The 24,603-nt window shown below is 66.2% G+C and carries 23 protein-coding genes; 13 read left to right on the forward strand and 10 right to left on the reverse strand.

The genetic code is table 11. The features are described 5' to 3' along the window. Positions 1–3 precede the first annotated feature (3 nt). Positions 4–1,206 carry a pyridoxal phosphate-dependent aminotransferase gene (locus tag MHA02_RS17015; protein ID WP_147080804.1) on the reverse strand — a complete coding sequence of 401 codons (1,203 nt, stop codon included), beginning with the start codon at positions 1,204–1,206 and terminating at the stop codon, positions 4–6. Between the two features lie 391 nt (positions 1,207–1,597). Here MHA02_RS17015 and MHA02_RS17020 point away from each other — a divergent pair, with 391 nt between their 5' ends. Continuing rightward, complete coding sequence (locus MHA02_RS17020; protein WP_147080806.1) at positions 1,598–3,406, forward strand: esterase/lipase family protein; 1,809 nt, start codon at positions 1,598–1,600, stop codon at positions 3,404–3,406. 34 nt (positions 3,407–3,440) lie between these two features. On the opposite strand, the gene cysN is transcribed toward MHA02_RS17020, so the two are convergent. Genes cysN through MHA02_RS17035 form a run of 3 tightly spaced genes read right to left on the reverse strand, consistent with a single transcriptional unit; the run spans position 3,441 to position 6,600 of the window. Further along, positions 3,441–4,841 carry a sulfate adenylyltransferase subunit CysN gene (cysN, locus tag MHA02_RS17025; RefSeq protein WP_147080808.1) on the reverse strand — a complete coding sequence of 467 codons (1,401 nt, stop codon included), beginning with the start codon at positions 4,839–4,841 and terminating at the stop codon, positions 3,441–3,443. Continuing rightward, positions 4,841–5,791 carry a sulfate adenylyltransferase subunit CysD gene (gene cysD, locus MHA02_RS17030; protein WP_147080810.1) on the reverse strand — a complete coding sequence of 317 codons (951 nt, stop codon included), beginning with the start codon at positions 5,789–5,791 and terminating at the stop codon, positions 4,841–4,843. Before cysD ends, cysN begins: the two co-directional genes overlap by 1 nt. Then, on the reverse strand, positions 5,791–6,600 hold the full coding sequence (locus MHA02_RS17035; RefSeq protein WP_147080812.1) for a phosphoadenylyl-sulfate reductase: 810 nt from the start codon (positions 6,598–6,600) through the stop codon (positions 5,791–5,793). The genes cysD and MHA02_RS17035 overlap by 1 nt, the downstream gene beginning before the upstream one ends. A 62-nt stretch (positions 6,601–6,662) precedes the next feature. Between MHA02_RS17035 and MHA02_RS17040 the strand changes: the two genes are divergently transcribed. The 7 genes from MHA02_RS17040 to MHA02_RS17070 all read left to right on the forward strand — a co-directional run bounded on the left by MHA02_RS17040 (position 6,663) and on the right by MHA02_RS17070 (position 13,534). Further along, positions 6,663–6,893 carry a hypothetical protein gene (locus MHA02_RS17040; RefSeq protein WP_147080814.1) on the forward strand — a complete coding sequence of 77 codons (231 nt, stop codon included), beginning with the start codon at positions 6,663–6,665 and terminating at the stop codon, positions 6,891–6,893. After that, on the forward strand, positions 6,875–7,378 hold the full coding sequence (locus MHA02_RS17045; RefSeq protein WP_147080816.1) for an Lrp/AsnC family transcriptional regulator: 504 nt from the start codon (positions 6,875–6,877) through the stop codon (positions 7,376–7,378). Before MHA02_RS17040 ends, MHA02_RS17045 begins: the two co-directional genes overlap by 19 nt. Positions 7,379–7,490: 112 nt before the next feature. Beyond that, complete coding sequence (locus tag MHA02_RS17050; RefSeq protein ID WP_147080818.1) at positions 7,491–9,260, forward strand: diflavin oxidoreductase; 1,770 nt, start codon at positions 7,491–7,493, stop codon at positions 9,258–9,260. 179 nt (positions 9,261–9,439) lie between these two features. After that, complete coding sequence (locus tag MHA02_RS17055; protein WP_147080820.1) at positions 9,440–11,275, forward strand: NADPH-dependent assimilatory sulfite reductase hemoprotein subunit; 1,836 nt, start codon at positions 9,440–9,442, stop codon at positions 11,273–11,275. 457 nt (positions 11,276–11,732) lie between these two features. Continuing rightward, on the forward strand, positions 11,733–12,134 hold the full coding sequence (locus MHA02_RS17060; protein ID WP_147080822.1) for a hypothetical protein: 402 nt from the start codon (positions 11,733–11,735) through the stop codon (positions 12,132–12,134). Between the two features lie 210 nt (positions 12,135–12,344). Beyond that, a complete protein-coding gene (locus MHA02_RS17065) occupies positions 12,345–12,740 on the forward strand; it encodes a hypothetical protein (protein WP_147080824.1) in 396 nt (131 codons plus the stop codon). A 170-nt stretch (positions 12,741–12,910) separates the two neighbouring features. Continuing rightward, a complete protein-coding gene (locus MHA02_RS17070; protein WP_147080826.1) occupies positions 12,911–13,534 on the forward strand; it encodes a TetR/AcrR family transcriptional regulator in 624 nt (207 codons plus the stop codon). 9 nt (positions 13,535–13,543) lie between these two features. Here MHA02_RS17070 and MHA02_RS17075 read toward each other — a convergent pair whose 3' ends face one another. After that, positions 13,544–14,704 carry a Ppx/GppA phosphatase family protein gene (locus MHA02_RS17075; protein WP_238180527.1) on the reverse strand — a complete coding sequence of 387 codons (1,161 nt, stop codon included), beginning with the start codon at positions 14,702–14,704 and terminating at the stop codon, positions 13,544–13,546. Positions 14,705–14,838: 134 nt separating this feature from the next. Next, the gene (locus MHA02_RS17080; protein ID WP_147080828.1) at positions 14,839–15,312 is read right to left on the reverse strand and encodes a response regulator; all 474 of its coding nucleotides are present in this window, start codon (positions 15,310–15,312) and stop codon (positions 14,839–14,841) included. Positions 15,313–15,660: 348 nt separating this feature from the next. On the opposite strand from MHA02_RS17080, the gene MHA02_RS22865 reads away from it, so the two are divergent. After that, complete coding sequence (locus tag MHA02_RS22865) at positions 15,661–16,434, forward strand: cold-shock protein (RefSeq protein WP_147080830.1); 774 nt, start codon at positions 15,661–15,663, stop codon at positions 16,432–16,434. A 294-nt stretch (positions 16,435–16,728) separates the two neighbouring features. Continuing rightward, positions 16,729–17,004, forward strand: coding sequence for a porin family protein (locus MHA02_RS17090; protein WP_147080832.1), 276 nt, complete (start codon positions 16,729–16,731; stop codon positions 17,002–17,004). A 256-nt stretch (positions 17,005–17,260) separates the two neighbouring features. Here MHA02_RS17090 and rpsD read toward each other — a convergent pair whose 3' ends face one another. Both rpsD and murI read right to left on the reverse strand, forming a co-directional pair. Next, positions 17,261–17,878 (reverse strand): 30S ribosomal protein S4, encoded by a 618-nt coding sequence (rpsD, locus tag MHA02_RS17095; RefSeq protein WP_147080834.1) that lies wholly within the window; start codon positions 17,876–17,878, stop codon positions 17,261–17,263. 413 nt (positions 17,879–18,291) lie between these two features. Next, the gene (gene murI, locus MHA02_RS17100) at positions 18,292–19,170 is read right to left on the reverse strand and encodes a glutamate racemase (RefSeq protein WP_147080836.1); all 879 of its coding nucleotides are present in this window, start codon (positions 19,168–19,170) and stop codon (positions 18,292–18,294) included. A 243-nt stretch (positions 19,171–19,413) separates the two neighbouring features. On the opposite strand from murI, the gene egtB reads away from it, so the two are divergent. Together egtB and egtD are read left to right on the forward strand one after the other, a co-directional pair. Next, positions 19,414–20,682: an ergothioneine biosynthesis protein EgtB gene (egtB, locus tag MHA02_RS17105; protein ID WP_147080838.1), complete on the forward strand. Its 1,269-nt coding sequence runs from the start codon at positions 19,414–19,416 to the stop codon at positions 20,680–20,682. Between the two features lie 135 nt (positions 20,683–20,817). Next, on the forward strand, positions 20,818–21,762 hold the full coding sequence (gene egtD / locus MHA02_RS17110) for an L-histidine N(alpha)-methyltransferase (protein WP_238180528.1): 945 nt from the start codon (positions 20,818–20,820) through the stop codon (positions 21,760–21,762). A gap of 73 nt (positions 21,763–21,835) precedes the next feature. Here egtD and MHA02_RS17115 read toward each other — a convergent pair whose 3' ends face one another. Then, the gene (locus tag MHA02_RS17115; RefSeq protein ID WP_147080842.1) at positions 21,836–23,917 is read right to left on the reverse strand and encodes an ethylmalonyl-CoA mutase; all 2,082 of its coding nucleotides are present in this window, start codon (positions 23,915–23,917) and stop codon (positions 21,836–21,838) included. Between the two features lie 219 nt (positions 23,918–24,136). On the opposite strand from MHA02_RS17115, the gene MHA02_RS17120 reads away from it, so the two are divergent. Beyond that, positions 24,137–24,415 (forward strand): hypothetical protein, encoded by a 279-nt coding sequence (locus tag MHA02_RS17120; protein ID WP_147080844.1) that lies wholly within the window; start codon positions 24,137–24,139, stop codon positions 24,413–24,415. Here MHA02_RS17120 and MHA02_RS22465 read toward each other — a convergent pair. Further along, a partial coding sequence (locus MHA02_RS22465) for a hypothetical protein (RefSeq protein WP_210245082.1) occupies positions 24,409–24,603 on the reverse strand: 195 nt, incomplete at its 5' end. The genes MHA02_RS17120 and MHA02_RS22465 overlap by 7 nt on opposite strands.

Raw genomic sequence — 24,603 nt, forward strand, 5'->3', positions numbered from 1 at the left:
ACACTAACGCAACGATCCGCAGAAGCGCTGGATACGCGTACAGGCCTCCTCCAGAATCGCGTTCGAGGTCGCATAGGAAATCCGCAGGTTCGGGCCGAGCCCGAAGGCCGAGCCGTGGACCGCGGCGACCCCCTCCGCCTGGAGCAGTTCGGTGACGAAGTCCTGGTCGGTCTCGATCACCGTGCCGCCCTCGGTGCGCTTGCCGATCAGTTCCGCACAGGAAGGATAGACGTAGAAAGCACCCTCGGGCGTCGGGCAGGTCAGGCCGCGAGCCTGGTTGAGCATCGAGACGACAAGGTCGCGTCGTCCCAGGAAGGCCTGCCGGAAGCGGACGAGATGCTCCTGGGGTCCATTGAGCGCCGCGACCGCGGCCCATTGCGAGATCGAGCAGGCGCCGGAGGTTTGCTGGCCCTGAACGAAGTCCATCGCCTTGATGATCGGCTCGGGGCCGGCGGCATAGCCGATGCGCCAGCCGGTCATCGCATAAGCCTTGGAGACGCCGTTCATGGTCAGCGTGCGGCCTATGAGGCCCGGCTCGACCTGGGCCGGCGTGACGAAATCGAAGTCGCCGTAGGTCAGGTGCTCGTAGATGTCGTCGGTGAGGACGTGCACGTGCGGATGGCGCATCAGCACGTCGGTGATCGCCTTCATCTCGTCGCGCGCATAGGCGGCGCCGGAGGGGTTCGAAGGCGAGTTCAGGATGATCCACTTGGTCCTGGGCGTGATCACACGCTCCAGCGCTTCGGCCTGCAACTTGAAGCCGTGCGCCATGTCGGTCTCGACGAAGACCGGAGTGCCGCCGCAGAGCACCACCATCTCCGGGTACGAAACCCAGTAGGGCCGCGGGATGACGACCTCGTCGCCGGGGTTCAGCGTCGCGAGCAGGGCGTTGTAGATGATATGCTTGCCGCCGGTGCCGACGATGGTCTGCGAGACCGTGTAGTCGAGCCCGTTCTCGAGCTTGAATTTCGTGACGATCGCCTCGCGCAGCGCCGGGATGCCGGAGACCGGCGTGTAGCGCGTCTCGTTGCGGGCGATCGCTTCGACAGCCGCCTGCTTGATGTGCTCCGGCGTATCGAAATCGGGCTCCCCCACCGAGAGGCTGATCACGTCCACGCCCTGAGCCTTCAGCTCGCGGGCCTTCTGCGTCATCAGGATTGTCGCCGATGGCTTCACGCGCGACAGGGCATCGGCCAACAGGGCCATGGAAAGCACTCCGAGGATCGTCGGTCTCACCCCGGCCGAGCCGAAGGCGCGCGGACCCTAGTCGCGCGCCTGCTGCCGAGCAACCATTCCGCGACGGGCAAGATGTCCGACCGGCTCAGCGACTTCCATCGCATGATTTTGCCTTCGTAACGGCAATACTATTCCATCAGAAAGCACAATTTGAGCTTGGAAGATCGCCGGATCGATCTTATCGCGCGAACAACCCATCCATACTCAATCCAATCCCAATTATATGACGCATCGATCGACAATTTGAGCCAACGAGATCAAAAAAATCAATTACTGGCAATCAGTCTTCGGCGAATACAAATGTCTATTGCGTTCCACGACACAATTGCTAGCGTCGCCCGAAATGGAGAAAGCGATCGCCATGCGGAGTCCGAAGCCTTCATCGAAACAGATCGCGGGACCCCAGGGCCGAAAGGTGCTCGTCGTCGTCCTGCACGGACTCTTCGCGTTTCCGAGCGCCATGGAGGACATCCGGCGCGCCGCCATAGAGGCCTACGGACCCGAGACCGTCGTTCACGTTCCGGAGATGCCCTACGCTCACCGGACCTCCGGTGCGCGGGCGACCCGCATCGTCTCCGACCTGCTCTCCGACATCGACCGTTGGGTCGCGGATGCGAAGCCCGACAAGATCGTGCTCCTCGGGCACAGCGTCGGCGCGACGCTGGCGCGGCGAACCTTTCTGGTCGCGTCGGGATGCCCGGCGAATTTCCGTCCGGAACCCGGCCTTGCTTGCGAAAAGGCGCGGGACTGGGCCCGTAAAGTCGAGCGCGTCGTCCTGCTGTCGGCGTTCAATCGCGGATGGAAGATTTCGCCGCGGTTGAGCTGGTCGTACTCGATCCTCTTCAACGTGGTCGGTCTGGTCGGACACCTCGTGCCAGGCGCGGTCCATTGGACCCCAACGGCGTTCGATTTCCGCCTCGGCGCCCCCTTCATGGCCCAGACGCGGCTGCACTGGCTCGCCTACCGGAGGGCGCAGCAGGGGCCGGACACGGCCGCGGATACGCTCGACTTCCCGATCCTGATCCAGCTTCTCGGCACGCAGGACGATCTCGTGTCCCCGTTCGACCAGGTCGACATCGCGGTCGACGGCACCGGGCAGGCTGCAACCGTGGGTCAGGAAGACAGGACGGAAACGGCGGCCGAGAAACAGGATTACTTCCTGATCGAGCAACCCTTCACCGATCACAAGGCCGCCGTGCGCCTCGAAGGCGACGCCGCCGCAGTGCAGAGGCGCAAACGCTTCATCGCCGCCCTGACGAGCAATCGCGCAGATCTCAAGGAAATTGCCCTCGATCCGTCGCTGCTCGCGGACGAGATCGATCTCGTCGAGCCGAAGGTGGAGAATACGGTCTTCGTCATTCACGGCATTCGCGACGACGGCTACTGGACGCACCGTATCGCCGAGCGCGTCCGTCAGCTCAGCGGCGAGGCACCCGGAACGGACACGACCGTCTTCCGAAGCTGGACACCGACCTACGGATACTTCGCCATGCTGCCGTTCATGCTGCCGTGGATCCGGCGCGAAAAGGTCGAGTGGTTCATGGACCAGTACGTCACCGCCTTCGCGCAGTATCCGCGATCGGACTTCCACTACGTCGGCCACTCGAACGGAACGTATCTGGGCGCCCGCGCGCTACGCGACTATCCGGCCATGCACCTCAAGCACGTCCTCTTCGCCGGCAGCGTGGTGCGACGGGATTTCGACTGGATGCCGCTGATCGATGGCGGGCGCGTCGTGCGTTTCCAGAACGTCTGCTCGGCGGACGACCGGGTGGTCGCCTGGCTTCCGAAGAGCATCGAATGGATACGATGGTTCGACCTCGGGGGCGCCGGCTTCGACGGCTTTCGCGATGCCGGCAAGAGGCCCGAGATCACGGAGTTCAGATATGTCCGTGGTGGCCACAGCGCCGGCATCGCCGAAGCGCATTGGGAACGGATCGCGGAATTCATCGTCCACGGCACGCCCTGGCGCGAACCGCCGGTGGGCGCCCCCGAACTCTACGAGACGCACCAGGATCCCGGTGTCGCGGCCTTCGCCAGGACCCGTCTGGGGATACCCCTCGTGGTCCTGTTCGGCGGCTTCGTCGCCCTGATCGGATATGCGTTGGGCGGCTGGTTCGGCCTGCTCGTCGCCGCCCTGATCATCCGCTTCGTCGTGACCCGGCTATAGAGGCCAAGTCACGATCATTGCGGCGTAGACTGCCTCAAATCCCGCCGAACACCCAGCGGAGCCGCGACAGGAACCCGCCACCCGGGCGCGGCTCACCCTTGCGGGCCGCCTCGCCACCCTTGGGCTCGACGGCGATCGAGGCCTTCACGAGACCGAGGGCCGCCGTGTCGGTGGTTTCGCGATCGATCAGGATGAGCGAGCCGGTGTCGCGGTTGTCGGCGTAGGGATCGACGGCGACTTCGCGATCGAGGTTGAGCGTCACTTCGCCGATGTCGTTGATGCCGAGCTTGTCGGCGGGCACCGTCTGCCCCGTCTCCAGGTCGATCCGGCTGCGGATCGCCTTGACCACGGCGTTGGTGGTGACGGTGCCGACCTTGGCCCAGAGGCTGGCGCCCGGCGTCAGGTCGGTTTCAGAAGCCCAGAACAGGCGGACGTCCAGCGTATCGGTGACCGTCAAAGGCGCGTCTACGGCAGCGATCACGGCGCCGCGCGAGGCATCGACCTCGTCGGCGAGCACGATCGTGACCGACTGCCCCTCGCTGGCGCGGGCCAGATCACCGTCGGCCGTGTAGATCCGGGCAATGGTCGAGGTCTTGCCCGAGGGCGCGACGACGATCTTGTCGCCCGGCGCGGCCGAGCCCGAGGCGATCAGGCCGGAGAAGCCGCGGAACTCCGAATTGGGCCGGTTGACCCACTGAACCGGAAGACGGAACGGGGCGGCACGCTCTTCGGACTTGACCGGCACCTGTTCGAGGTACCGCAACAGGGGGCCGCCCGTGTACCAAGCGGCGGCGGTGCCCGGCAGGACGACGTTGTCGCCGTTCTTGGCCGAAAGCGGGATCGCGCGAATTTCCGTGAAGCCGAGAGGCGTCGCAAACTCGCCGAAACCCGCAACGATGCGGTCGAACGTGTCCTGCGACCAGCCGGACAGGTCCATCTTATTGACGGCCAGCGCCACACGCTTGATGCCGAGTAGCGAGACCAGGATGGCATGGCGCCGGGTCTGCCGGGTCAGGCCCTGGCGGGCATCGACCAGGATTACGGCGACGTCGGCGGTCGAAGCGCCAGTCGCCATATTGCGCGTATACTGCTCGTGGCCGGGCGTGTCGGCGACGATGAACGAGCGGCTGTCCGTCGAGAAGAAGCGATAGGCGACGTCGATGGTGATGCCCTGCTCGCGCTCGGCCTGGAGGCCGTCGACGAGCAGCGCGAGGTCGATCTCCTGTCCCTGCGTGCCGTGCTTGCGCGAGTCGCGCTGGAGCGCGGTGACCTGATCGTCGAAGATCTGCTTGGTGTCGTGCAGCAGGCGGCCGATCAGAGTGGACTTCCCGTCGTCGACGGAGCCGCAGGCAATGAAGCGAAGGACTTCCTTGTTCTGGTGCGCGTGTAAGAAAGCTTCGTAGCCGAATGTCTCGGGGGACTGATGGATGGTCATCAGAAATAGCCCTCCTGCTTCTTACGCTCCATGGCGCCTGAACCATCCTTGTCGATGACACGCCCCTGTCGTTCGGAGGTGCGGGCGGCGAGGGTCTCGCCAACGATTTCGGGAAGTGTCGTGGCGGGGCTCTCGACGGCACCGGTCAGTGGGTAGCAACCCAGCGTGCGGAACCGGACGAGCCGGTTGTGCACGGTCTCGCCGGGCTCGAGCGGCAGGCGCTCGTCGTCGACCATTATGAGCTGGCCATCGCGCTCGACGACCGGGCGTTCGGCCGCAAAGTACAGCGGCACGATCGGTATTTTTTCCTGCTCGATATAGAGCCAGATGTCGAGTTCGGTCCAGTTCGAGAGCGGGAATACCCGGAAACTCTCACCGCGGCGCTTCTTGTAATTGTAGAGGTGCCATGGCTCGGCGCGCTGGCGCTTGGGGTCCCAACGATGCTGTGCGTTCCGAAGCGAGACGATCCGCTCCTTGGCGCGGCTCGCCTCCTCGTCCCGGCGGGCGCCGCCGAAGGCCGTGTCGAACTTGTACTTGTCCAGCGCCTGCCGCAGGGCCTGCGTCTTCATCACGTCGGTATGGACTTCCGAGCCGTGGCTGAAGGGGCCGACGCCCTTGGCGAGCCCATCCTGGTTCGTATGCACGATGAGTTCGAGGCCGAGGTCCTTCACGCGCTGGTCGCGAAAGGCGATCATCTCTCTGAACTTCCAGGTCGTGTCGACGTGGAGCAGCGGAAACGGGAGTTTGCCGGGCGCAAACGCCTTCAGCGCCAGATGCAGCAGCACCGACGAATCCTTGCCGATCGAATAGAGCATCACCGGGAGTTCGGTCTCGGCGACCGTCTCGCGGAAGATGTGGATGCTCTCGGCCTCCAGACGCTGCAGATGGGTCAGGCGCGCCCGAGACGGCGCGGCCAGACCCGACGGTTTTTCGGCAATAGCGCCGCTCATCAAACCAGTTCCCTTCTGTTCTCGCGTGAGGTCGCAGCGCGGGCGGGCTCCTCGAACGCCGCAGGCTCTTCGCCCGGCTCGATATCTGCCTCTGGTGCGTGGACGTGGAGGCCGCACTCCTTCTTGGATTCCTGCTCCCACCACCAGCGCCCGGCTCGCTCATCCTCGCCGACCTTCACGGCTCGGGTGCAGGGCGCGCAGCCGATCGACGGAAAACCACGATCGTGGAGCGCGTTGTAGGGCACGTACTGATCCTTGACGAAGGCGTCGACCTGAGCCCGGGTCCAATCCGCCAGCGGGTTGATCTTGATGAGCCCGCGATCCTCGTCGGCCTCCGCCAGAGGCGTGTCGGCCCGATTGGCCGATTGCCCCGCGCGCAGTCCTGTGAACCAGCCCGCCGCCTGATTGAGCGCCCGGCCCAGGGGCTCGACTTTGCGGAACCCGCAGCACGCCTGCCGTGCGGCGACGGAATGGCGAAAGCCGTTGATGCCCTCGGCCGCGACGAAGGCCTCCTCGGCCTTCCGCTCGGGCGCATAAGCCCGGATACGGATGCCGTAGGCCGATTCGGTTTCGGCCCAGACATCATAGGTTTCGGGGAAGAGGCGGCCGGTATCGAGGGTGACGATCTCGGTGCGCCCCTTGGCCATGGCGATGGCGTGGGTCACCACCTGATCCTCGATGCCGAGGCTCGTCGTGAAGACGAGGCGGCCGGAGAGTTCGGCCTCCACGAGGCGGATGCGGGCGATGAGATCGAGCCCCGCCATCCGTGCGGCGAGCCTCTCGGCCTGCTGTGCGAGAGCGACGGTCATATCGGTGTGTCCGTAGGTGTCTTTTTGCCGCTTGAGCTTGACCCGGTTGTCTACGACCTGACATGTTCGCTATACAGAACGCTGTCAAGGCGCTCGGGCTGCCGATCCGCTATCTGGCAGCGCAGCAAATCCTGAGCGGGAAACCGGAAAAGGGGCGATCCGTTGCCTTTCCACGGAAGATCCTTCTCAAGTGCGGTGCGGCAGCACACGTCGAGATCGGCAGTGCCGACACCAACCAGGGCCCGGCATCGGGGCCGAATATCGTGAGGTCCGCTTGGACGCCATCGACCTGAAGATCCTCGCCCTTCTCCAGAAGGACGCGACCCTCTCGATCGCCGCCATCGGCGAGCAGGTCGGGCTGTCGCAGACCCCCTGCTGGAAGCGCATCCAACGGCTGGAGGCCGACGGCGTCATCGACCGGCGCGTGGCCGTGCTCGATCCCGTGAAGCTCGGCCTCGGGCTCACCGTCTTCGTCTCCATCGAGACGTCCGACCATTCCAAGGAATGGCTGGAGCGGTTCGCCTCGGACATCGCGGCGATGCCGGAGGTGCTGGAGTTCTACCGGATGGCCGGCGACGTGGATTACATGCTGCGCGTGGTGGTCGCGGACATGCGGGCCTACGACCTGTTCTACAAGAACCTGATCGCGACGCTGCCGCTCAAGAACGTGACCTCGCGGTTCGCGATGGAAAAGGTGAAGTCGACCACCGCGCTTCCTCTGCCGGTTCCACCACCACGCGGGCGCATCGCCCCGCAGCTGGCGGTGGTCGGAGAATAAATTTCTTTTTTGCGACGCGGCGGCAGGCAACACGTTCTCCGTCGCGAGCGTTCTGTAAAAAGAACATCCCGTCGTTGACAGCGGCTCGTCCGCGAACGACATGGCAGGCACGATGGCACGCAACGCACTCCTTCCTCGCACGGCCCCCTTCGGCGAGACCGAACGGGCGAGTCTCGACGCCGTGCTCGGCGCGGCGACCCCGATCCAGCGCGCCTGGCTCGCGGGTTTCCTGGCCGGCCTCGACGCCGCCGGCGGACAGCCGGCGGCCCAGCCCGCCGCCCCGCCCAAGGCTTCCGAGCCGCTGACGATCATTTTCGCGAGCGAGTCCGGGAACTGCGAGACGCTCGCCGGCAACGTCGCCAAGCTCGCCAAGAAGCAAGGCTTCAAGCCGAAGGTCGTCGACTTCGCCGACCTCGACATCGCGACGCTTCCGAAAGCCGGCAAGCTCGTCGCAATCGCCGCGACCTGGGGTGAAGGCGAACCGCCGGCCCGTGCCGTCGAGACCTACAACGCGCTAATGAGCGACGCTGCACCGCGGCTCGACGGGGTCGAGTTCGGCGTGCTGGCGCTCGGCGACACCTCCTACGTGGAGTTCTGCGCCATCGGGAAGGCGCTCGACGCGCGCTTCGAGGCGCTCGGCGGCAAGCGCGCCCACGACCGCGCCGACCTCGACCTCGACTTCGACAAGCCGGCGGCCGAGTGGATCAAGGGCGCGCTCAAGGCGCTGGCCCCGGCCGAGGTCGCATCCGACAACGTCGTCGCCATCGATTTCGCCCGCAGCAATTCGCATGACGAGGACGAGGAGGTCAGCCGAGATCCCGTCGTTGTCGAAGTGATCGAGCACGTGAACCTCAATTCCTCTCGCTCGAAGAAGGAGACGATCCACCTCGCCCTGGAGTTCGCGGACGGCGCGCCGGCCTACGAGCCGGGCGATTCCCTGGAGATCTACCCCGAGAACGACCCGCAGCTCGTCGAGGAGATCCTGAAGGCCACGGGGCTCACGGGCGACGAGGCGCTGCGCAGAGCGCTGCTCTCCGAGCGCGACATCACCACGCTCTCGGCCGCTACAGTCGACCGCTTCGCCAAGGCGACGGGGCACGCGGATGCCCAGAAGTTCATCGAGAGCGGCGAGGTGAAGGCCTGGCTCGAAGGGCGTCACCTGATCGACCTGATCGAAGCCTATCCGGCCGCGCTCACGGCCGAGCATCTGAACACGATCACCCGGCCCCTGCCGCCGCGCGCCTATTCCATCGCCTCATCGCGAAAAGAGGTCGGCGACGAGGTGCATCTGGTGGTCGCTGCGGTGCGCTACGAGACGCATGGCCGCGCCCGCACCGGCGTCGCCTCGACGCATGTCGCCGACCGAATCGCCAACGGCTCGAAGCTGCGGGTGCGTGTTAAGCCCAATAAGCACTTCCGACTGCCGAGCGACCCGGCGACCGACATCATCATGGTCGGCCCCGGCACCGGCGTCGCGCCGTTCCGCGCCTTCGTGCAGGAGCGCCGTGCGACGGAGGCCTCCGGCCGCTCGTGGCTGTTCTTCGGCGACCAGCACTTCACCCACGACTTCCTCTACCAGCTCGAATGGCAGGAAGCGCTCGAGGACGGCTCGCTCAGCAAGATTGACGTCGCCTTCTCCCGCGACCAGCCGGAAAAGATCTACGTCCAGGACCGGATCGACCAGCACGCCGGGGAGCTGGTGGAATGGCTCGATGGGGGCGCCTCTTTCTATGTCTGCGGCGATGCCAAGAACATGGCCAAGGACGTCCGCGCCGCCGTGGTCCGCGCCTTCTCAAAACAGAAGGGCCTCAGCGATGCCGACGCGGAAGCCCATGTTGCAGGGCTGGAGCGGGCACGACGCTACCAGCAGGACGTTTACTGAAAGAACGGACAGGCGGGACGATCGTCCCGCCTGTCCCAGGCCGTCCCAGGATCCGAAGGGAGCCTGCCGGCCTTGTCCGCGAAGTCGGACGGTTTTTTGAAGGACGCCGTCTGACGCGGCCATCTCGAGAGATGGTCCGGCCGCGGCAGCCGATCAACACGTGGCCCGCAGAGTTCACCATGGACGACCACACGCCGATCGACACCGCTGACGGCCCGGCCGTAGAGACGCCCGGCGTCGGCGCGCGCCGTTACGAGACGCCGCCGACCGGCCGGCCGATCGACGACCCGGAGGCGGCCAGGGAGGCCGGGCTCGCGCACAACGAGCATCTGAAGATCGGCAGCCGCTTTCTGCGCGGCGGCCTCGCCGAAGGGCTTCTCAAGCACGCCACCGGCGCGATCTCGGACGATGACGGGCAGCTCGTGAAGTTCCACGGGATGTACATGCAGGACGACCGGGACCTGCGGCCCGAGCGCACCAAGAAGAAGCTCGACAAGGCCTACAGCTTCATGATCCGCCTGCGGATCGCCGGCGGCGTCGTCACGCCGAAGCAGTGGCTGATCCTCGACGACATCGCCACGACCTACGCCAACGGCACCCTGCGCGCGACGACGCGCCAGACCTTCCAGTATCACGGCGTCATCAAGTCGAACCTCAAGCGGACCATGGCCGCGATCGACTCGTGCCTTCTCGACACCATCGCCGCCTGCGGCGACGTCAACCGCAACGTCATGGCCGCAACGAACCCGGCTCAAGTTGGCGCGCACAAGGCCGCCTACGATCTCGGCAAGGAGATCTCCGACAGCCTGCTGCCGAAGACCAACGCCTGGCGCGAGATCTGGCTCGACGGCGAGAAGGTCGTCGGCGGCGAAGAGGAATTCGAGCCGGTTTACGGCAAGACCTACCTGCCGCGAAAATTCAAGATCATCATCGCGGTGCCGCCGTCGAACGAGGTCGACGTGTTCGCGCACGACCTCGGGTTCATCGCGATCCTCGACAAGAAGAACAAGGTGACCGGCTGGAACGTCACCGTCGGCGGCGGCATGGGCATGACCCACGGCGAGACCGACACCTTTCCGCGCACTGCCGACGTCATGAGCTTCTGCAAGCCCGAGGACGCCCTGAAGGTCGCCGAGGCGGTGATGACCGTCCAGCGCGACTGGGGCAACCGCAAGAGCCGCAAGAACGCGCGGCTGAAGTATACGATCGAGCGCTACGGCCTCGACGCCTTTCGGGCCGAGGTCGAGAAGCGGATCGGCAAGACCCTGGAAGCCCCGAAGCCGTACAAGTTCGACGGCAACGGCGACCGCTACGGCTGGACCGAGGGCGACGACGGCCGCCATCACCTGACGCTCTACGTGCCCTCGGGCCGGATAAAGGACGTGGAGGGAGGCCCGCATTTCCTCGCTGGCCTACGCCGCATCGCCCAGGTCCACGAGGGCGACTTCCGCCTGACCGGCAACCAGAACGTCATCATCGCCAACGTCTCGAGCGAGAAGCGCCAGGAAATCGAGGCGCTGGTCGACGAGTACGGCCTGACCAAGGGTGCCGGGGCGCTCCGCCGCAATTCAATGGCCTGCGTCGCGCTGCCGACCTGCGGCCTGGCGTTGGCCGAGAGCGAGCGCTACCTGCCCGACCTCATCGACGAACTCGAGGAAAGCCTGGAGCGCAACGGCCTCAGGGACGACGAGATCACCATCCGCATGACCGGCTGCCCCAACGGCTGCGCCCGGCCCTACATCGCCGAGATCGGCCTCGTCGGCCGCGGCCCCGAGCGCTACCACCTCTATCTCGGCGCCGCTTTCGACGGCTCCCGCCTCGGCAAGCTCTACGCCGAGGACGTCGACGCCTCCGCGATCAAGACCACCCTCGATCCGCTCTTCGCGGATTATGCGAAAGGTCGGAACACGGGCGAGCGCTTCGGCGACTTCCTGATCCGGGCGGGGCACGTTGCCAAGACGACGAACGGGCCTGATTTCCACGAGCGCACGGGTGCACTGACGCCGGCGGCCTGAGCGCCGGGCTTCTTACTGCCGGTCGCCCACGACTCCATTCACACGCTCGTCATACCGGGGCCGCGCCGTCGAACCCGGACCTGGAGAGGCACGCCGGAGGCGGGCATCGCCCCGCGTGCCGGGCATGGCTCGGTCAGCGACTCTGGATCCCGGGTTCGCCTGCGGCGCCCCGGGATGACGCTATCGGTGATACGACCGCAACAATCGGCCGGACGATTTGCAGCGCGTCGAGGCACCTGCGGAGTCCTGTGCTTGAGAAGCGCCGCATCGAACCGAATAAATCGAGACGAATCCGTCGCGCACTCGTCGGCTTCTTGTACGAACACAACGAGACGACCGGTCGGCCATCCGTAAACCTTAACCGAAACTTACGCACCCAGGCGACACGGCCCGGCTCCCGCCGGACGATGATACCGCTATAACGATTTGGTAATCTTCTTCGTTCTGCGGGGCCGAAATGCAACGAGCGGTCGACCTCATCGATTCCGGACAACGGGACACCACGCTGCTGACCGTCGACGACGTGCGGCGCCTGATTGCGCAGTCTCGCCACGAAGCCGCCGAACAGCAAACCCCGATCAACATCCATATTAATCTCGGGGACGGCGCGTTCAAGGCCCCTCGTCGCAAGGACAGAGACGGCTTCGATCTCCTCCGCTCGAAACTGTTCTGGATCATCGTGGCGCTATCGCTCTCGATGACTGCCGCCTATGCGCGGACGCGGTACGTCTGCCAGTCCTTCAAGGACAATGGTCGATTCTTCTACGGCATGGGCGTCGATCGTTGCATCGGCGTGCTCATCAAGCAGCCCTTCGAACGAGTCGGCGTCCAACTCGATCTGATCAACCGCAGTTACTGAATCGGCATCCATTCTTAGAGAATGTGATCCGATTGTCCGCGTTGACGCCACAACGGACATGCAACCTCATGGCTCGAGACTACACGTCGTAAATCAGGCGCGATTCATTAAACGTCCGGTAATCCGGCAGCAGCAATATGCTGCGTACCATTTCGATTGTAGGTTGAAGATGGTGTGCTGAAGAACAGTTGCAGAGTGCCGGAGGGGACCATGCGGGGGCTGGTGGAACACGATACGCAGAATAGGTTCGGGAACCGGCTTCAGACCATAGAACAGAGCGGGATACGACTTCAGCCTACCTACGAACAGTCTATCGGCGACTCCATGCGGCCGGTGAACATTCATATCAATGTCAATCGCGACAGTCTGCCGGCGAACGGAAAGTCCGGCTTTAACATCTTTCGATCGAAATTCGTCTGGTTGCTGCTGACGCTGGCGCTGACGACCGGCGTGGGCTACGCGCGGACCCGATATATGTGCCAGGGCTTCAAGGACGGCGGCAAGTTCTACTACGGCATGGATGTGAGCCGCTGCGTCGGCATCCTGATCCAGGAGCCCTTCGCCAATCTCGATCAACAGCTCTTGGCCATCAACAGGCGCTACTGACGGCAATCGCCCTTGCGGCTGACGCCTCCAGAGCCGATCGCCGCATCAGGGAGACGATACGCTCTCGGCGACCCATCGCGGCCGGGAATCCGGCGACGCCGAAATGCGCTCAGCCTGTTGATCTGCAGCCGCTTTTTGACGCGACCGGCCCCTGTCACTAAGCTCCACGGATGACCGTCACCGTCGATCCGATCAGCGCGATTGCCGAGGAGAGCGCACCCACGACGCGCTGCCGCATCATCGCGACGGCGGAGCGGTCGTTCCGCGAGATCGGCTATCAGAAGACCACCGTCGCCGACATCGCCAAGACGCTCAAGATGAGCCCGGCCAACGTCTACCGGTTCTTCGATTCGAAGAAGGCGATCAACGAGGCCGTGGTCGGGCGTCTCACCCGCGAGGTCGAGGTGCTGATCCTGGCGATCGCGGAGGCGCCCGGCCTCAGCGCGGCCGACCGTCTCTCCGAGATGATCACGGCCCTGCACCGCGACTGCCTGGAACGCTGCGAGGCCTTTCCGCGCATGCACGAGATGGTCGAGGCGGCGATGACGGAGAGCTGGGTGGTGTGCCGGCACCACGTCGACAGCATCGTCGCGGTCTTCGAGCGGATCATCGCCGAGGGCGTGCGGCGCGGCGAGTTCGCGGTCGAGGATACGCGGCTGGCCGCCGCCTGCGTCCACGCGGCGGTGGTGCGCTACTGCCACCCGGTCCTGGTGAGCCAGTGCCCGGAAGCGCCGGTGCCGCCCCTCGACGCGATGATCGCCTTCCTGCTCAGGGGCCTGATGCCGGCGCGCTGACGGCGAGGGTCAGCGGTAACGCCCCCGGCGCCAGACGCCGTCCTCGCGCATCATGTTCATCAGCAGGCCCTCGCGCAGGCCGCGATCGGCAATGCGCAGGCGCTCGGACGGAAACACCCGGCGGATCGCCTCGAGGATGGCGCAGCCGGCGAGCACGAGGTCGGCCCGGTCACGGCCGATGCAGGGATTGTCGGCACGCTGGTCGAGTCGGGTGTCGAGCAGGTCCTCGATCGCGTCGGTCACCTCGAAATCGGCCATCCAGAGCCCGTCGACCCGGCGGCGCTCGTAGCGCGGCAGGCGCAGATGCATCGCGGCGAGCGTCGTCACCGTGCCGGAGGTGCCGAGCAGGTGGAAATACGGCGCGGTGGCCGCCGCGGCCGCCCGTATCGCGAAGGGGGCGAGCAGGTCGCCGACCTCCTCCACCATGCCCTCGAACATCATCCGGGTGACTTCGAAACCGCCGTGCTTCTCGGCGAGCGTCACCACGCCGACGGGCAACGAGTCCCAGGCGCGGATGCGCAGGGTCGGATCGGCGGACGGGTTGGTGGCCTCGCCGTCGAGCCAAGCGATCTCGGTCGAGCCGCCGCCGATATCGAAGATCACCACCGATTCCGCGTTCGGGTCCGCCAGCGCGGCGCAGCCGGTGACCGCGAGGTAGGCCTCGGTCTGCCGATCGACGATCTCGAGATCGAGCCCGACCTCGCGGCGCACCTGCTCGACGAATTCCGCGCCGTTCACGGCGAGCCGGCAGGCTTCCGTCGCGATCACCTTCGAGCGCACGACCCCGCGTGACTCCATCTTCATGCGGCAGATCCGGAGCGCTTCGATGGTCCGGTCGATGGCGACGGGGTTGAGCCGGTCCGAGGCGCTCAGGCCTTCGCCGAGCCGCACGATGCGCGAGAACGCGTCGATCACCCGAAAGCCATGGGAGGCCGGTTCGGCCACCAGCAAGCGACAATTGTTCGTGCCGAGGTCTAGGGCGGCGTAGGCGCCGCGCCGCGCCGTGCGCGTGTGAGTCGGGCGCGGCGCATAGACGGGCTCGGGTCCGGCCGGGTACCCGCCCGGCGCGAGCGACGTTCCTTCGTGCGGAAGCTGCGACCCTGCGGGGGTGCGCATCGGCATCACGGCGGAACCGGCGGCCAGACCGGCAGCGGCGCTCTCATCCCTCATCGGCAACGCCGGATCCTCAGGGTCTCGGCTGCGGCAGGCAGCCGGCCTTCAACTTGTGCCTGACGCTACAGGCGTTGCTAAGAAACGCAAAGGCTCCTTCGCAAGCCATTGCGGTAGCAGGCCGCCGGGATGCCTCAGGCCAGCGCCTTGGCGGCGCTGTTGGCGCGGGGCACGGGCCGCAGCAGGCTCTTCACCTGCGAGAACGGCCGCGGCCGATTGATCACCTCGTCGAGGCGCGACCAGAGCGTCTTCGGCGAAAACGGCTTCGCGATGATCTCGTTGACGCCGAGCGAGATCGCCCGGTCGACGACGTTGCGGCGCGGTTGCGACAGCATCAGGATGATCGGCACCGTCGGCGACGGCGAGGTCATCGGCGTACGCGCCAGCCGGATGAATTCCTCGCCCGACAGGATGGCGAGATCCCAGTCGAGAATCGTGAGGTCCGGCTTGCTCTCGGCCAGCACACCGAGGGCCTCCGCGCCATCCGGCGCCTCCAGCACACGCTTGATGCCGACGCGCAGCAGCATGTCGCGCACCGTGCGGCGGATATAGAGGCTCTCGTCCACGACGAGGGCCGAGAGATCGGGGAAAGTCGGGGTCGCGATCATGGGCGCGATCCTCGGCGGAAATGACGGCCTTCCACACCCTAGATCGGAGGTGGTTTGCGCTTCCCTAACCGTCCCGCCGATGCGGCTCGGCCCGGCTCTTCGGCTGAACCGGGGAGCGAAGCTGAAGCATGGTTGCAACGCCTGCGCATTTCGCCCACGAAATTTGCTGTGTTGGGCCTTTCCGTTAACAGAAGGTCCTTGCGGCGCGGCCGGGATTGCGTCAGGACTGAGGCGTTGCTGTCGGTTGCCGCAACCGATGGTGATGGTGGCGTGGGAGCATCTTGTCCGGGACAGGGTGCACACGGTCTTTCGACAAGATGGTCAGCGGTCGGGTTTTGCGAGCTTTCTATGGGACGTGGTCGTGATTTCAGGGGGTCGCCGAAGCGCGGCTTCGATGAGGGTGGAGCAGAGCCGCGGTGGCCTGACCAGCTCCCTCCCAGCAGTGGCGGATTCGGCGGCGGCGGTTTCGGTGGCGGCGGCGGTGGTTTCGACCGCGGTCCGGCCCGGGCAGCTGCCCCTCCGACGGGTCCGGAGCGTGATGCGACGGTCAAGTGGTTCAACAAGGAAAAGGGCTTCGGCTTCGTCGAACTCGGCGACGGCTCGGGCGACGCCTTCCTGCACATCCGCGCCGTCGAGGCTGCCGGCCACGACGACCTGCAACCGGGCACCCGCCTGACGGTCCAGACCGCGCAGGGCCAGAAGGGCCCGCAGGTCACGGCCGTGACCTGCGTCGACACCTCGACGGCTGAAGCCGCTCCCCCGCGTCGCGAAGCCCGGCCTGCCGGTCGCTTCGGCGGCGACGATCGCGGCGGCGGCTATGGCGGCGGCGGTGGTTACGGCGGCGGCGGTGGCGGCTACGGCGGCGACCGCTTCGGCGGTGGCGGCGGCGGACGTATCGCCAGCGGCCCCTCGGTCGAGATGACCGGCACCGTGAAGTGGTACGATCCGGCCAAGGGCTTCGGCTTCGTCTCGGTCAACGACGGCGGCAAGGACGTGTTCGTCCACCGCTCCGCTCTCTCCCGTGCGGGTCTCGATTCGCTCGCGGAAGGCCAGACGGTTACCCTTGGCGTGGTCGACGGTCAGAAGGGCCGCGAGGCGCAGAGCGTCAGCGTCGATTACTGATCGACAGCGAACGGAATCGAGAGCCGCGATCCGGTTAACCCGGAACGCGGCTCTTTTCGTTTGCGGATCTAGGCTTGGAGATCGAGGTGATGGCGATTGACACCAGCCCAAAGCGACGCCGCCCGTCATTCCGGGGCCGCGGAGCGGAACCCGGAATCCAGATCCGCCGATGGAGCCATGCTCGGCACGGGTAGCGATTCTGGAGTTCGGGTTCGCCTTCGGCACCCTGGAATGACGGCAAAGGTTTCAGGAACCACAACGGCCCAGCGACAGCGTCTGAGCAGGCATCCGCGCATGAGCATCGATCAGCCCAGTCGCACTCTTTTCGTCTTGGTCGTCCTCGCCCTCGGGGCCTCGTCGGCCTGTGCGGAAGACTTCACGGGCTTCTATGCGGGCGTGAACGCCGGCTATGCCTTCGACCGTAGCCGGGATGAGCGCGGTGGGCCGAACGCCCTGCCCGACGTCTCGCCTCGCCCTGATGATGCCGGCAGCCTACCGCCGAGCGCCCTCACCGCATCGCAATCCCCGGCGATGCGCGGCTCCCGCGCCGAGCGGCCCCCGCAACGCTGATCCGCTCGCCTAAGGGTGGCCCTCCCCGTCGTGAAGACGACCCTTACGGATCCGCCGGCTCGTCGCGTCCCACCCGCAATCACACCCTGATGTGCACGCGCCAGCGGGCCTCCGAAGGGGCCTCCAGGGATCGCGGCGGCATTCGGAGGATCCTTCGAGGCTCTTGGCCGCGCTCTGGACCCGGCTGGAGACCGGCCATGAAAAAAGGGCCGCCCCTTCGGGCGGCCCTTCTTCGTTCTCGACGCCGATCGATCGATCAGCGCGAATAGAACTCGATCACGAGGTTCGGTTCCATCTGGACCGGGTACGGCACCTCGTTGAGGGCCGGAACGCGGGTGACGCGCGCGGTCATCTTGGCGTGGTCCGCCTCGATGTAGTCGGGGACGTCGCGCTCGGGGAGCTGCGAGGCCACGACCACGAATTCGAGCTGGCGGGACGCCTCCTTGATCTCGATCTGGTCGCCCGGCTTCACCTGGTAGCTCGGGATGTTGACCCGGCGACCATTGACCTTGATGTGGCCGTGGTTGACGAACTGGCGGGCCGCGAACGGCGTCGCCACGAACTTCGCGCGGTAGACCACGGCATCGAGGCGGCGCTCGAGCAGGCCGATCAGATTCTCGCCGGAGTCGCCACGCAGGCGGATCGCCTCGGCGTAGTAACGGCGGAACTGCTTCTCGGTGATGTTGCCGTAGTAGCCCTTGAGCTTCTGCTTGGCGCGCAGCTGCGTGCCGAAGTCGCTCATCTTGCCCTTGCGGCGCTGGCCGTGCTGGCCGGGGCCGTATTCACGACGGTTGACCGGGCTTTTCGGACGGCCCCAGATGTTCTGGCCCATCCGGCGATCGAGTTTGTGCTTCGCCTCGATGCGTTTTGACATTCGCGGTTCCTCTCAAGAAACTTGAGCTAGAGGAACGCGCCCTCCTCTCCCCCTCGCCGTTGCGCGGGGGCGACAGACCGGCCTTTGGCCGCTCGCGGGTGCGCTTGAAAACGTCACGGGGCCCCAAACCGGAGCCCCGCGAACCGCGCGTGCCTAGACGGAAAGCCGGGACAGGTCAATGAGAGCGGTCGAGCGTACGGGGTTCCGACGGGGATGAACGCTCCGCAGCCCGTGCGGCAATCTATGGTTCGCAACATCGACACCGTCATTCCGGGGCTTGCCGAAGGCGAGAACCCGGAACCCACGACAGGCCTCGACGCCCTGTCGCAACGTCGCATCTCAGGTGGGTTCCGGGTTCCGCTGCGCGGCCCCGGAATGACGATGGTGCGCAGAGAGTTGGTCAGGCGAAGACGTCACTGGCGGACCAGCGGCATCGATTCGACCGTCAACGTCTTCAACCCGCGTACGGCCAGCGAGCGCTCCAGCGCCGGGCTCAGTCCCGCACCTCCGGTGAAGGTGCCGAGCACCGGGTGGGTGACGTCCGCGGCCTCGTCCGCATGCGGCCCGAGCAGTTGGACCACCCGCCGGGCAATCGCGGGCGCCGGATCGATCCAGGTCACCGGCCAGGGCGCGAGCCGCTCGAAGCGCGGCAGCAGCAGCGGATAGTGCGTACAGGACAGGCAGACGACGTCGGTGCGCCGGCCGTCGTCCAGGGTCACGAAGCAGGATGCGATCTCAGCGGCGAGCACCGCATCGTCGACAGGCTCTCCCGCCATCTCGGCCTCCGCGAAGCGCGCGAGGTTCGGCGCGCCGACGAGCGCTACGTCGCAATCGCCGGCATAAGTCGCGACGAGATCGCGGGTGTAGCTGCGGGCGATCGTGCCGGGCGTCGCCAGCAGCGTCACGACCCGCGAGCGCGTCGCAGCCGCCGCCGGCTTGATCGGGGGCACCACGCCGACGAAGGGCGTGACGAAGCGCTGGCGCAGGCTCGGCAGCACGACCGTGGAGGCCGTGTTGCAGGCGATGACGACGAGATCGGGCGCATGCAGCGCCAGCAGGCGCTCCATCACCGCCGTGACCCGGGTGACAAGGGCCGGCTCGCTCAATCCCCCGTAGGGAAATCCCGCGTCGTCGGCCACGTAGACGTAGCGGGCGTCGGGGCGGGCGCGTCGCACCTGCTCCAGCACGGTGAGGCCGCCGAGGCCGGAATCGAAGACGAGGATCAGGGGTTGGGGGCTCTGCGCGGGATACGCCGCAGAGAGTGTCGCTCCGGCCATCAGATCGATCCGCATGACGTCACCCGACATCGCCCGAAGGGCCAGTGTCGCCGCGGGAGGGTTAACGCAGCCTCACCATGTCGGCAAACCGGGTGCGCCTTCGCAACCGAAGCGGAGCGCGGCTACGCAAAACCTGTGAATCGCAACGCGGTGCAGCCTGTCCCGACGAAGCCGCGACGAACGGCCCAGGCGCTCGGGCGTTGTCCGGAAGAATTTCGAGGCTACATCCCGGTCACTTGAGAGAAAGAGAATCCAGGAATGGCCGCCAGCGCAGCGATTTCCCACTTCCCCGGTTCCTTCGACCGCTCCGCCTTCCCCCCGCCCCGTCTCGACGCCCGTCCTGTGGACCGCGAGGCCTGGATCGCCGCGTTCCGCACCGTGCGCGACGAGACCGAGCGCCGTGCGGCGCCGCTCTCGCCGGAGGACCAGCAGGTCCAGTCCATGGAGGACGCGAGCCCGACCAAGTGGCACCGCGCCCATACGACATGGTTTTTCGAACAGTTCCTGCTCTGCGCGCACCGGCCGGATTACCGGATCTACGACGAGCGCCTGCACTACCTGTTCAACTCGTACTACGTTCAGGCCGGCCCGCGGCAGCCCCGCTTCATGCGCGGCATGATTACCCGTCCCACGGCGGAGGAGACGCGGGGCTATCGTACCCATGTGGACGTCGCCGTCGAGGCTCTCCTGCGCGAGGCGTCGTCCGAGACACTCGAGACGATCCTGCCGATCCTGGAAATCGGCCTCTATCACGAGCAGCAGCACCAGGAGCTGATGCTCACCGACATCCTGCACGCCTTCGCGCAGAACCCGCTCGGGCCCACCTACGACGAGGCCTGGCGATGGCCGGCTTCGGACGGCGCGCAGGGCCGCGTGGAGCTGTCTCGCGGCATCACGCAGATCGGGCATGACGGCGAGGGCTTCGCCTTCGACAACGAGTCACCCCGGCACGACGTGCTGGTGCTGCCGGCGACCATCGACCGAGCTCTGGTGACTAACGCGCAGTGGCTGGATTTCATCGCGGACGGTGGCTACGCGCGCGCCGAACTCTGGTTGTCGGACGGCTGGGGGAAGCTGCAGGCGGAGGGCTGGGAGGCGCCGGGCTACTGGCGCCGGAACGAGGACGGCTGGTCGAGCATGACGCTGGCCGGCATTCGACCGATCGATCCCGCGCAGCCCGTCACCCATATCAGCTACTACGAGGCCGATGCCTTCGCCCGCTGGTCCGGCCGCGACCTGCCGACCGAGGCCGAATGGGAGATCGCAGCCCGCGACGGCCTGCTCGGCGACGCCTTCGGCCATGTCTGGCAGTGGACGCGCAGCGCCTACGGCCCCTATCCAGGGTACCGCCCGCTACCCGGCGCGCTCGGGGAATACAACGGCAAGTTCATGTCGAACCAGTACGTGCTGCGCGGGTCTTCCATCGCCACGTCGGAGGGGCATGCCCGGGTCGGCTACCGCAACTTCTTCTATGCGCACCAGCGCTGGCAGTTCACCGGGCTGAGGCTCTCGGATGCCCGGGCCTAAGCATCCGGCCACCGTGAACAAACGTTCTCGAACCCCGTTTCTCACCCTTGAACACAACCGCTCGCACGGGGTTCTGAAATCCCGGCCGGAGGACGTCTCTTGACCGTCAATCCCCGCTTCGAGGGCGCAAGCCCGATCGCTGGTCTCCCGGACGACCGCCAGTTCCTCGAAGACGTCTGGGAGGGCCTCGCCGCGACACCGAAGGCCCTTCCCGCAAAGTACTTCTACGACGCCGCCGGCTCGGAGTTGTTCGAGGGCATCACCGGCTTGGCCGAGTATTACCCGACCCGCACCGAACTGCGCATCCTCGACGAGCACGGCCCGGCGATCGCCGCCGCGCTGCCGTCTGGCGCAGCCCTCGTCGAGTTCGGCGCCGGCTCCACGGTGAAGGTTCGCCGGCTGCTGCGCCATCTGCGCGATCTCAGGGCTTACGTCCCCGTCGACGTCTCCGGCGAGTTCCTGACCACCCAGGCCGAAGGTCTTCGCAGCGACATCCCCGGTCTCGCGGTCGAGCCGATCGTCGCGGACTTCACGCGACCCTTCGCGCTGCCGCCATCCATCGGCGATGCGCCGCGTGCCGGGTTCTTCCCCGGCTCGACCATCGGCAATTTCCGGCCCGACGAGGCGATCCGCCTGCTCGACACCTTCGGCACGATCCTCGGCACGGGCGCGCAACTCATCGTCGGCGTCGATCTGGTGAAGGACACAGGGGTGCTCGAGGCGGCCTATGACGACGCATCCGGCGTCACCGCTGCCTTCAACCTGAACCTGCTCACCCGCATCAACCGCGAACTCGCCGGCGGCTTCACGAACGACGGCTTCCGGCACCGCGCCTTCTTCAACGCCGCCGCATCACGGATCGAGATGCATCTCGTCAGCTGCGAAGCCCAGGAGATCGACGTCGCCGGCCGCCGATTCGGCTTCGCGGCGGGCGAGTCGATCCACACCGAGAACAGCTACAAGTACTCGATCGCGAGTTTTCGCGAACTCGCGGCACAGGCGGGCTGGGCGGCAGGCGAGGTCTGGACCGACCCGGACGCGCTGTTTTCGGTGCATGCGCTCCGACGCCAGGCGGTCTGATCCGTCCCAATGCAAAAAGCCCTCCCCCGGCGAAAGGGGAGAGCTTTTTCTGGATGCGATTGAAGCGACCTGATCAGTAAACGGTCTCGGCGCCTTCGTTGCGCGGCGCAGCGCCCCTCACACCGGCCTCGGTGTCGGCGCGCTCGGCGTCGCGCTTGTCGAGCGACCGACTGACCACCTTGGCCAGCCCGACCATGATCGTGTCGAGGATGTAGTCCTTCGGCGTATAGATCGCCGTGACGCCCATGTTCTTGAGCACCAACTCGTCGTCGGTCGAGATGATGCCGCCGACCACGACCGGGATGTGATCGAGCCCGGCCTCGCGCAGCTTCGCCTTCACGTCGCGCACCAGAGGCACGTGTGAGCCCGAGAGGATCGACAGGCCGATGACGTGGGCGCCGGTCGACTTGGCCTTGGCCACGATCTCGGCCGGCGTCTGCCGGATCCCGTCGTAGGTCACGTCGAAGCCGACGTCGCGGGCGCGCAGTGCGATCTGCTCGGCGCCATTCGAGTGGCCGTCGAGGCCGGGCTTGCCGACCACTAGCTTCGGCGTCTCGCCGAGACGCTCGCCGAGATCGGCGATGAGGAGCCGCGCATCTTCCGCCGCCCCCGAGGTCACAGTCTCCAGCGTCACGCCCGTCGGCGCACGGTACTCGCCAAACACCTCGCGCAGGCGCTGGCCCCACTCGCCGGTGGTGACGCCGGCCTGAGCCGCCGCGATCGAGACCGGCATGATGTTGGCGCCCGAGCGTGCCGCCTGCTCGAGGTCGTCGAGCGCCTTGCCGACGGCGTTGTCGTCGCGCTTCTGGCGCCACTCGCGGATGCGGGCCTCGGCTTCCATCTCGACCGTCTCGGAGACGGTGAAGATCGCACCCTCGCCGGCGGTCAACGGCGAGGGCTCGCCCTGCTGCCACTTGTTGACGCCGACGACGACCTGATCGCCGGATTCGATCGCCGAGATGCGCCGGGCGTTCGACTCGACCAGCGCCCGCTTGAGTTCGCCGGCCTCCACGGCCGAGACCGCACCGCCGAGCTCGGCGATGCGCTTCAGTTCGGACCGCGTCTGCTCCTTGAGGGCCTCGACGCGAGCCTCGATCACCTTCGAGCCGTCGAAGATGTCCTCGTATTCCAGCAGGTCGGTCTCGAAGGCGAGGATCTGCTGCATCCGCATCGACCATTGCTGGTCCCAGGGCCGCGGCAGGCCGAGCGCCTCGTTCCAGGCCGGCAGCTGCACGGCGCGGGCGCGGGCGCGCTTCGACAACGTGACGGCCAGCATCTCGATCAGGATGCGATGGACGTTGTTCTCGGGCTGCTGCTCGGTCAGACCGAGGCTGTTGACCTGCACGCCGTAGCGGAAGATGCGCTTCTTGGCCTCGGTGATGCCGTAGCGCTCCTGGGCGATCTCGTCCCAAAGCTCGGCGAACGCCCGCATCTTGCAGATTTCGGTGACGAACCGCATGCCGGCATTCACGAAGAACGAGATCCGGCTGAACACGTCGGCGAAGCTCGCCTCGTCGAATTCCGGGTCGTCCCGCACCGTGTCGAGTACGGCGATGGCGATGGCGAGCGCGTAGGACAGTTCCTGAACCGGCGTCGCGCCCGCCTCCTGCAGGTGGTAGGAGCAGACGTTCATCGGGTTCCACTTCGGCACTTCCTTGGTCGTGAACAGGATCACGTCCTTGGTCAGGCGAAGCGAAGGTTTCGGCGGGAACACATAGGTCCCGCGCGAAAGATATTCCTTGATGATGTCGTTCTGCGTGGTGCCCTGAAGAGCGGCGATCGGCGCCCCCTGCTCTTCGGCGACAGCGAGATAGAGCGACAGCAGCCAAGGCGCCGTCGCATTGATCGTCATCGAGGTGTTCATCTGGGCCAGCGGGATCTGGTCGAACAGCATCCGCATGTCGCCGAGATGCGCGATCGAGACGCCGACCTTGCCGACCTCGCCGCGGGCGAGTTCGTGGTCCGGATCGTAGCCGGTCTGCGTCGGCAGGTCGAAGGCCACCGAGAGGCCGGTCTGTCCCTTGGCGAGGTTGCCGCGGTAGAGCTTGTTCGATTCCACCGCACTGGAGTGGCCCGCATACGTGCGGATGAGCCACGGCTTGTCCCGCTTGACCTCCTCGCGCTGAGCCTCCGTTGCGCTCGCGTTCCTGGTCATCCGTTCCGACTCCGATACTGATCCGCAGCCCGCGCAGGTATGCGCAGAGTTTGCGGCACCGTAGCGAAGCCGCGCCACAACGTCATCAGCGGAGGTCTTCGTCCTTCGTCAGTCGGCGCTCAAAAAACTTTGCTTGGTGTTTGAACCATACCGGTTGCCGGATCGACCAACGCTGTGAAGGGCCGTGCTCCTGCGGCCCTCGCATCGGAGGATCTTTCCATGACCCGCACGCTTCGCACTTTCGCTGCCGTGGCTTTTCTCGGTCTCGCTGCTGTCACCGCCACGGAGGCCTCCGCCAAGCCTGGCTTCGGAGGCGGCTTCGGTGGCTTCGGTCATCACCATCACGGCCATTGGGGGCATGGTCCCTGGGGCGGAGGATGGGGTTACGGCGTCGGCGGTCTCGCGGTCGGTTTCGCGCCCGTGTATTATGGCGGCTGTCGGATCAGGAAATACGTCGATGACGCCGGCGACGTCGTCATTCGGAAGGTTTGCTATTGATCCGGCCAACCGGATGCCGGCAGGACGAAATAGCCTGAGAGCGCTATCCGACCGAGTGGATGCCGGTCGATCGAAAGACAGCGCATCATACCAATGACCTGGAATCGCTGGGCCGATGCAATCAGGTCGGCCACGGCTTTGGTCCGCGCATAGCAAAGCCCGTCTGGCGTTGGCCTGACGGGCTTTGA

The organism is Methylobacterium haplocladii (assembly GCF_007992175.1).
GTDB lineage: Bacteria > Pseudomonadota > Alphaproteobacteria > Rhizobiales > Beijerinckiaceae > Methylobacterium > Methylobacterium haplocladii.

Coding starts and splice junctions, on each gene's coding strand:
- MHA02_RS17015 (WP_147080804.1), bottom strand. CDS start 1,206: ATGGCCCTGTTGGCCGATGCCCTGTCGCGCGTGAAGCCATCGGCGACA.
- MHA02_RS17020 (WP_147080806.1), top strand. CDS start 1,598: ATGCGGAGTCCGAAGCCTTCATCGAAACAGATCGCGGGACCCCAGGGC.
- cysN (WP_147080808.1), bottom strand. CDS start 4,841: ATGACCATCCATCAGTCCCCCGAGACATTCGGCTACGAAGCTTTCTTA.
- cysD (WP_147080810.1), bottom strand. CDS start 5,791: ATGAGCGGCGCTATTGCCGAAAAACCGTCGGGTCTGGCCGCGCCGTCT.
- MHA02_RS17035 (WP_147080812.1), bottom strand. CDS start 6,600: ATGACCGTCGCTCTCGCACAGCAGGCCGAGAGGCTCGCCGCACGGATG.
- MHA02_RS17040 (WP_147080814.1), top strand. CDS start 6,663: ATGTTCGCTATACAGAACGCTGTCAAGGCGCTCGGGCTGCCGATCCGC.
- MHA02_RS17050 (WP_147080818.1), top strand. CDS start 7,491: ATGGCACGCAACGCACTCCTTCCTCGCACGGCCCCCTTCGGCGAGACC.
- MHA02_RS17055 (WP_147080820.1), top strand. CDS start 9,440: ATGGACGACCACACGCCGATCGACACCGCTGACGGCCCGGCCGTAGAG.
- MHA02_RS17060 (WP_147080822.1), top strand. CDS start 11,733: ATGCAACGAGCGGTCGACCTCATCGATTCCGGACAACGGGACACCACG.
- MHA02_RS17065 (WP_147080824.1), top strand. CDS start 12,345: ATGCGGGGGCTGGTGGAACACGATACGCAGAATAGGTTCGGGAACCGG.
- MHA02_RS17070 (WP_147080826.1), top strand. CDS start 12,911: ATGACCGTCACCGTCGATCCGATCAGCGCGATTGCCGAGGAGAGCGCA.
- MHA02_RS17075 (WP_238180527.1), bottom strand. CDS start 14,704: ATGAGGGATGAGAGCGCCGCTGCCGGTCTGGCCGCCGGTTCCGCCGTG.
- MHA02_RS17080 (WP_147080828.1), bottom strand. CDS start 15,312: ATGATCGCGACCCCGACTTTCCCCGATCTCTCGGCCCTCGTCGTGGAC.
- MHA02_RS22865 (WP_147080830.1), top strand. CDS start 15,661: ATGGGACGTGGTCGTGATTTCAGGGGGTCGCCGAAGCGCGGCTTCGAT.
- MHA02_RS17090 (WP_147080832.1), top strand. CDS start 16,729: ATGAGCATCGATCAGCCCAGTCGCACTCTTTTCGTCTTGGTCGTCCTC.
- rpsD (WP_147080834.1), bottom strand. CDS start 17,878: ATGTCAAAACGCATCGAGGCGAAGCACAAACTCGATCGCCGGATGGGC.
- murI (WP_147080836.1), bottom strand. CDS start 19,170: ATGCGGATCGATCTGATGGCCGGAGCGACACTCTCTGCGGCGTATCCC.
- egtB (WP_147080838.1), top strand. CDS start 19,414: ATGGCCGCCAGCGCAGCGATTTCCCACTTCCCCGGTTCCTTCGACCGC.
- MHA02_RS17115 (WP_147080842.1), bottom strand. CDS start 23,917: ATGACCAGGAACGCGAGCGCAACGGAGGCTCAGCGCGAGGAGGTCAAG.
- MHA02_RS17120 (WP_147080844.1), top strand. CDS start 24,137: ATGACCCGCACGCTTCGCACTTTCGCTGCCGTGGCTTTTCTCGGTCTC.